The following is a 1551-nucleotide window of genomic DNA, read 5'->3' on the forward strand; positions in this document are numbered from 1 at the left end:
TGAGTGTTTCTTTCCAGTAGGCGAGTTGTTGTGCTGCGAGGGAGTTCTCGTCGTTCTCGTCGCCCAGCAGTTCCTGCTGCCACAACGTGTAATCGACGTACTGGACCGGCAGCTCGATGAATTCGGGCTCCTCGCCGACGACTCGTTTCTCGTACGCGTGGAGGAGGTCGTTCAACAGCGGCTCGGTGGATTCGCCGTCGGCGGCGATGTGGTGGAAGACGAGCGCCAGGGAGTGCTCGTCGGGTCCGGTGGTGAAGAGGTGTGCGCGAAGAGGTGGCTCGTTCGCCAGGTCGAATCCCTGCCGGACGACTCGGGTGAGTTCGTTGTGGAGCCCTTCCGGGGTGGTGCGGTGAAGGGGGAGGGCGGGTGCGGCGTCCTTGGGGGTGAGGATGTGCTGGTACGGGGTTCCCGAGACGTCGGGGAACGTGGTCCGCAGGCTTTCGTGTCGGGTGACGAGGTCGATGAGGGCCTGCTGGAGGGCTCCGGTGTCGAGGGTGCCGGTGAGGTGGATGACGAAGGGGAGGTTGTAGGTCGGGTTCGGGCCTTCGAGCTGGTTGAGGAACCACAGGCGCCGCTGGGCGAAGGAGAGCGGGATCCGCTCCGGCCGGTTCGCCGGTCGAAGGGCCGGGCGGCGCTTCGCGCTGCTGTCGAGGTGACGTGCCAGCCCGGCGACGGTGGGGCTGTCGAAGAGGGCCCGTACGGGAGTCTCGATGTCGAGGGTGGCGCGGATGCGGCTGGTGAGTCGGGTGGCGAGGAGGGAGTGCCCGCCGAGCTCGAAGAAGTTGTCGTCGATGCCGACCCGGGGGAGGTCCAGGACCTCGGCGAAGAGGGCGGCGAGGACCTGTTCGTGGGGGGTGCGCGGAGCGCGGTCGGTCGTCTGGGTGGTGAAGTCGGGGGCGGGGAGGGCGTTGCGGTCGAGCTTGCCGCTGGTGTTGAGGGGTAGTTCGGCGAGGGTGACGAAGGCGGCCGGGACCATGTGGTCGGGAAGTGTCGCGCTGAGGTGTTCCCGCAGCTCGGCCGGGTTGAGGCGTTGGCCGGGCGCGGGGACGAGGTAGGCGGCGAGCTGGGGGGTGCCGGAGGCGTCGGTGTGGGTGTGCACGGCGGCATGGGCCACGTCGGGGTGTCGCACCAGCGCTGCTTCGATTTCGCCGAGTTCGATGCGGAAGCCGCGGATCTTGACCTGGTGGTCCGTGCGGCCGAGGTACTGGAGGGTGCCGTCCGCAGCCCAGCGGGCCAGGTCCCCGGTGCGGTACATGCGGGTGCCGGCCGGCCCGTACGGATTGGCGAGGAAACGGTCAGCGGTGAGCGCCGGCCGGTTCAGATAGCCGCGGGCGAGGTTCGCTCCCGAGATGTACAGCTCGCCGATGACGCCCGGCGGTACGAGGCTGAGGTCCTGGTCGAGGACGTAGAGGTGGGCGTTGGGGAGCGGGTGTCCGATGGTGCTGGTGGGAGAGGTGATGGTGGCGGTGGTGTGGGAGTGGTGGGTGACGTAGACGGTGGTCTCGGTGGGCCCGTACATGTCGGCGATGACGGGTGTGGTGTCGGGGTGCT

Annotated in this window: 1 protein-coding gene; it reads right to left on the reverse strand. The window is 68.5% G+C overall.

From position 1 onward, the window contains the following. Positions 1 to 1551: condensation domain-containing protein (locus tag AB0E05_RS36405; protein WP_361971905.1), on the reverse strand; the 1551-nt coding region annotated here is incomplete at both ends.

The organism is Streptomyces sp. NPDC048057 (assembly GCF_040653095.1).
Lineage (GTDB): Bacteria > Actinomycetota > Actinomycetes > Streptomycetales > Streptomycetaceae > Streptomyces.